The following is a 5,612-nucleotide window of genomic DNA, read 5'->3' as shown; positions in this document are numbered from 1 at the left end:
GCACACGGGTTGCCAGTGCGCGTATTTTGAGGCGATCCCACACCTAAAAGAGGCATGACCATGCCCGTCAGCCGCGCCGAACTGTTCGAGCATCGCCCAGCCGAACTCGAAGTGATCCTGCCCGAGCCGGACCACTGCTTTCGCTGGTTCGAACATGACTACCCTTACGACCTGGCGCGCTGGAACCACCATCCCGAGTTCGAAATCCACCTGATCCGCCAAGGCAGCGGCAAACTGGTAGCGGGTGATTACATAGGCGCCTTCAGCGCCGGGCATGTTGCGCTGATCGGCCCGGACCTGCCTCACGACTGGATCGGCGACCTACCGCCCGGCGAATGCCTGAAGGGGCGCGACGTGGTGCTGCAATTCGACGGCGCAGCCCTCCTTGCCCTGCGCAAAACCCTGCCGGAGCTTGGCGATTTGTCCCCCTTGTTCGAACAGGCGCGGCGCGGTCTGGCCTTCAGCGGCACCACGGCGGTGCAGGCGGCACAGTTGATGGAAGCCATCGGCAATGCCCATGGCCTGCAACGGCTGATCCTGTTCCTGCAACTGCTCGACACCCTGAAAAGCGCGCCACAACATCAGGTACAGGCGCTGGCCAGCCCCTGCTACGCGCCAACACTGGATGCGCGCAGTGCCGAACGCATCAACAAGGCCTTCGATTACCTGATGCGCGAACTCACCGGCGACGTGCGCCTGTCGGTGATCGCCCGGCAATTGGAGATGAGCGAGCCGGGCTTCTCACGGTTCTTCAAGCGCAACACTGGTCACGGTTTTATCGAGCTGATGCGCAAGTTCCGCGTGCAGCGTGCCTGCCGGCTGTTGCTGCAAAGCGAGATGTCGGTGGCAGATATCTGCTTTGAAGTGGGTTACGCCAACCTGTCCAACTTCAATCGGCACTTTCGGATTGAGATGAATCTGACGCCAAGTGAATACCGGCGCGAAACTGCGGTGCAATTGTTTAACCGCACCAGCCTGTAGCATCGGTTACTGAGCCAGAGCCTTTTGCGCCAAGCGGGCAACTTCAAGATTAATTTTCGCGCGCTGGCGCTCACCGTCCTCAAGAAACCAGGCGGCCGATAATCCGGCATGAGCCACGACCCATTGCAGCAGGCGCTGGTGTGCGAGGCCGGCCGTTTGTGCGATCACGTCAACCTGGCGGTTGAAACGCACCGGGTTGCTACAGGTAGGCAAATCCGGATTGCAGATCAGATTGGCGTAGTCGTAACCTCGCTCGCCTGTCACCCGCTTTGGATCAATCGCCAGCCAGCCCCGAGCACCGAAGTCGAGAATATTGTCGTGGTGGACATCACCGTGCAGCACCACGATGTCCTGTTGCGTTGCCAGCAACTCACGCGCCACTGCTGCGCAGTCATGCAACCTGCCGCCCTCATCCTCAGCCGCGCGCCACAAAGACTGGAACCAAACCTCCAGGGAAAGCAGTCCTTGCGGCGGCGATGGCCGCGGCACATGCAGCCGGGCAATCGTCGCGCAGGCAATCCGGCTGGCTTCATCATCCTGACCATTGAGCGCCATATGCATCAAGGAACCCGCGCCGGTGGCACGCTCCATCACCATAGCCTCGCCGTCATGCGCGTACACCTGCGCTGCGCCATCGCCTGCCCACCAACTCATCAGCCGCCCGCCCAGTTTTTCTTCTGAGGTGTGGGCAACTTTCAACATCGCCGGCAAGCCTTGCCAACGCACAGGCAACAAGTGGCTGCCGGGCGTCACGATAGGGTCGCCGTCGGCACTCAGGCTCCAGGATTGCAAATAGCGCTCGAACATTAAGGAGTTCCTTGTTTGGGCCCGTGAAAATGACACCCTGCCATTTTTGATCAAAAAGCCAATTAATTCTGCTTTTTTTCATATTGCTCAACCCTTTGAGCAAAGTTGGTACGCCACGTGCAAACGTTTGCGGAACGAACTTGGCAGCCAAGTTCACTCCTACCCGCAGAATCGGGTTCAAACCGCGTACGAATAGGGATTTTCAATGCACCCCACCTCAAGGCGTCCTGCTTGCTTTGGTGTTTCCTTGCTACTGGCTGCCGTTACGGGAGTACTCAGTGCGCCCATTTTGGCGCAGCAACAACCCGTCGATGACTCAGCACAGGGCGAAACCCTGAGTCCTGAAACCAAGGGCCCGGAAGCCAGTCCGGCGAAAAAAGGCGTGTATTTTTCGGACTGGTTCAACCAGGACCTGACACTGATCGGCAGCAAAGACATCAGCTTCGGCCCCAAGCCGCAAGATGACGTTTACCTGGAATACGAGTACTTCGGCCGCAAGGGACCGTTCGAGCTGTATGGCTACATCGACGTGCCGAAGATTCTCGGCATCGGTAACAGTAATGACAAAGGCGCGTGGGACCATGGCTCGCCGGTGTTCATGGAGCACGAGCCACGTATCTCCATCGATTACCTGGCAGGGCGCAGCCTGGCGATTGGGCCGTTCAAGGAGTGGTATGTGGCGTTTGACTGGATCTACGACCACGGCAGCAACAAGTCCAACCGCGCCAACACTCTGTACAGCGGCCTGGGCACGGATATCGACACCCACTCGCGGGTCAACCTGTCGGCCAACTTCTATGGGCGCTACCAGTGGGAAAACTACGGGGCCAGTAATGAGTATTCGTGGGATGGCTACCGTGCGCAAATGAAGTACATCGTGCCCATCAGCAGTTTCGACAACGGTGCTTCTCTGACCTACATCGGCTTTACCAACTACGATTTCGGATCAAGCCTGCACAAGGACAACCCGGCGCGCACCGCCAACGCGCTGGTGGCGACCAACGTGCTGCTTTACTCGTTTACCCACCTGCGCTTCACCCTGGTCGGCCGTTACTTTCATAACGGCGGCAACTGGGAGGACGGCAGTGAGCTGAACTTCGGCGAGGGTAACTTCCGCGCCCGCTCCGAAGGCTGGGGCTACTACGCCGGCGTCGGTTATCAATTCTGATCAAGGAGCTTTAGATGAACGTATTTACCCGCCTCTCGATGGCTATCGGCCTGGCATTTTTGCCCCACTTAGTGCTGGCGGATACGCCTGCGCCGATCAAGCCCAAGGTGATGTTGATCACCATGTTCGCCCCTGAAGCGCAAACCTGGATCGACCGCCTCGAGCTCAAGCAGGAAGTTCGCGTGCCGGGCCTTTCGGCCGAATACCCGGTGATTCGCTGCAACACCCAGGAGGTGTGCCTGCTCGTCACCGGCATGGGCCAGACCAACGCCGCCGCCTCTACCTTGGCCCTGGCCTTGTCGCCCAAGTTCGACCTGCGCCAGAGCTACTTCCTGATTGCCGGGATCGCCGGTATCAACCCTAAACACGGAACCATCGGCACTGCTGCCTGGGCCCATTACCTGGTGGAGTTCGGCACCCAATGGGAGCTGGATTCGCGGGACGCCCCCAAGGATTGGCCGACGGGCTACATTGGCATCAACACCAAAGGACCGAACGAGAAGCCGCCACTGGACTACAAGACCGAGGTGTTTGAGCTCAATCCCAAGTTGCAAGCGAAAGCGTTTGCCCTGTCGGAAAAAGTCGAGCTGGCGGAAAGCAAGGAATCCAGCGCCTGGCGCAAGCACTACCCCGCCGCCCCGGCCAACCAGCCACCGCAAGTCACCCGTTGCGACACCCTGGCGGGTAACACTTGGTTCTCCGGCACACGCCTGAGCGAACGCGCCGAAGTCTGGACCAAGCTACTCACCGACAACAAAGGCGAATACTGCACGACCCAGCAGGAAGACAACTCCACCTATGAGGCCCTGCTGCGTGCCAGTCGCGAGGGGTTGGTGGATATCCAGCGCCTGGCCGTGGTGCGGGCCGGTTCCGATTTCGACCGTCCTTATCCGGGCTATAGCGAGGTGGACAACCTGTTGAAATACGCGGACCAAGGTGGGTTCGTGCCAGCACTGGAAAACCTGTATCGCACGGGTAATCCGTTGGTACAGGCGATCTTGAAGAACTGGTCGACATGGGAAAAAGGCGTTCCCGAAGCCTGATGAAAAGCACAATGTGGGAGGAGGCTTTCCCTCCCACATTTCTCACCGCGTCAAGGCAAGAAGATGATCTTGTCCGCAGTGCCGCTGTTCACTTCCTCATAGCACTGCACCCCCTCCGCCAGCGCCACTTCACGCAAGCCTGTCGGTAATGGCAGCGAGCCGTCATCAAAGAAGCGCCCAAACTGTTCCAGCATCACCGCGCACCGCTCGCAGTTGTAGAGCAACGAATTGATGCCCACCACCGAACCGCCCTTGCGGTACAAGGCCAGGGCCGGCAGTTGCACATGGCCGTCGACCGGCGCGGCGATGATTGCAATGCGCCCGAATGGCGCCAGACCTGCGACAGCAGCCGGCAGCCAGAAACCCGTCGTGTCGAAGATCACATCCGCACCGCCCTTGAACACAGCATTGACCTGCGCACCCAATGCCTCCGGTTGCCCCAAGGTAATCGCCTCAAACCCTTGCGCCTGCAACACCTCGACCTGATCCACCCTGCGCACCGCCGCCAACACCTCGGCGCCGCGAATTTTCGCCAACGCCAGCGCGGCACTGCCGACGGCCCCGTTGGCCCCGATCACCAGCAAGCGCGTGCCCTTGCCGACACCGCTGCGCTCCAGGGCATCCCAGGCAGTGGTGTACGGCACGCCAAGGCTGGCGGCCTGGGCAAAACTCAAGTGGGTTGGCTTGTGCGCTACGCCCTTGGCCGACACGGTCAGGTACTGCGCGTGAGAGCCATCGGCGAAAAACCCGAGGTCACGGCCGGTGCCCCAGACCTCCTGGCCGACCAGTTCCTGCGGCCCTTCCACCACCACGCCGGCAAAGTCCCGCCCGGGGATACGCGGCAAGGTGGTGTAGGGAAAACGGCCGAGCACGTTTTTAACATCACTGGGGTTAAGGCCCGCCGCCTTGATCTGGACCAACACTTCACCGGCAGCCGGTACCGGCTGGGCGACATCAACGAAACTCAGGGCAGCAAGGTCGCCGGTGGCGGAAAATTGCAGGGCTTTCATGGCCAATATCCATCGAAGGGAAAGAAAGAATCAGGACAACCAACCGCTGAGCCACTCGCGCCCCATGGGCCAGAGTTTCTCGCCGAGCAACATGCCCATCAATCCCACCAGGGCGATGGCCGGCGGTGCGGGCGAGCGGAAGTCCAAGGCGCCGTAGATCACGCCGACCAGCAGGCCGATGGCAAGGGATATCAGGTAGTTCATGGAGAACAGCGCCGTGTAGGTTGATGGGCTCAGTGTAGTGAGCCCACCTGCGAAGCATCGGCCAAGTGCTTCAGGATATCGGCCAAACCCTCAGCCGACGTACTGCGACGGCGCCACGCCGAGTTCGCGACGGAACATGTCGCTGAAACTGCTGGGTGAATAGCCCAAGGAGCGGGCAATACCGCTGACCGACTGGCCCTGGATCAGCTCGGCCACCGCCGTGGCCAACTGTACCTGCCGCCGCCACTCGGCAAAGCCCATGCCCAGATGGTTCTGGAACAATCGCGCCAGGGTGCGCACGCTGGCCCCCGCCGCCTCGGCATGCTGCTCAAAGGGGATCTCCAGGGATGGCGCCGCCATCACCGCCTGGCAGGCGTTGATCAGTCGACGGTCCGCCTC

7 protein-coding genes are annotated in these 5,612 nt (G+C 60.4%); 3 read left to right on the top strand and 4 right to left on the bottom strand.

Annotation, left to right across the window (positions count from 1 at the left end; translation table 11 throughout):
* Window positions 1-60 precede the first annotated feature (60 nt).
* The gene (locus ACRESD_RS14570) at window positions 61-981 is read left to right on the top strand and encodes a helix-turn-helix domain-containing protein (RefSeq protein ID WP_431751554.1); all 921 of its coding nucleotides are present in this window, start codon (window positions 61-63) and stop codon (window positions 979-981) included.
* A 6-nt stretch (window positions 982-987) separates the two neighbouring features.
* Here ACRESD_RS14570 and ACRESD_RS14565 read toward each other — a convergent pair whose 3' ends face one another.
* Window positions 988-1,788 carry an aminoglycoside phosphotransferase family protein gene (locus ACRESD_RS14565; RefSeq protein ID WP_431751553.1) on the bottom strand — a complete coding sequence of 267 codons (801 nt, stop codon included), beginning with the start codon at window positions 1,786-1,788 and terminating at the stop codon, window positions 988-990.
* 205 nt (window positions 1,789-1,993) lie between these two features.
* Between ACRESD_RS14565 and ACRESD_RS14560 the strand changes: the two genes are divergently transcribed.
* Entirely contained in the window at window positions 1,994-2,956 is a 963-nt protein-coding gene (locus tag ACRESD_RS14560) for a nucleoside-specific channel-forming protein Tsx (RefSeq protein ID WP_431751552.1), read from the top strand.
* A 14-nt stretch (window positions 2,957-2,970) separates the two neighbouring features.
* Entirely contained in the window at window positions 2,971-3,999 is a 1,029-nt protein-coding gene (locus tag ACRESD_RS14555) for a purine-nucleoside phosphorylase (RefSeq protein WP_431751551.1), read from the top strand.
* Window positions 4,000-4,049: 50 nt separating this feature from the next.
* On the opposite strand, the gene ACRESD_RS14550 is transcribed toward ACRESD_RS14555, so the two are convergent.
* The 3 genes from ACRESD_RS14550 to ACRESD_RS14540 form a co-directional block, all read right to left on the bottom strand.
* The gene (locus ACRESD_RS14550; protein WP_431751550.1) at window positions 4,050-5,009 is read right to left on the bottom strand and encodes a quinone oxidoreductase family protein; all 960 of its coding nucleotides are present in this window, start codon (window positions 5,007-5,009) and stop codon (window positions 4,050-4,052) included.
* 30 nt (window positions 5,010-5,039) lie between these two features.
* Entirely contained in the window at window positions 5,040-5,213 is a 174-nt protein-coding gene (locus tag ACRESD_RS14545) for a DUF1427 family protein (RefSeq protein WP_431751549.1), read from the bottom strand.
* Window positions 5,214-5,303: 90 nt separating this feature from the next.
* Window positions 5,304-5,612: helix-turn-helix domain-containing protein (locus ACRESD_RS14540; RefSeq protein ID WP_431751548.1), on the bottom strand; the 309-nt coding region annotated here is incomplete at its 5' end.

Source organism: Pseudomonas sp. (assembly GCF_050739995.1).
Taxonomy (GTDB): domain Bacteria; phylum Pseudomonadota; class Gammaproteobacteria; order Pseudomonadales; family Pseudomonadaceae; genus Aquipseudomonas.
The sequence above is the reverse complement of the archived record's forward strand: the minus strand, read 5'-3'. Positions and strand labels throughout refer to the sequence as shown.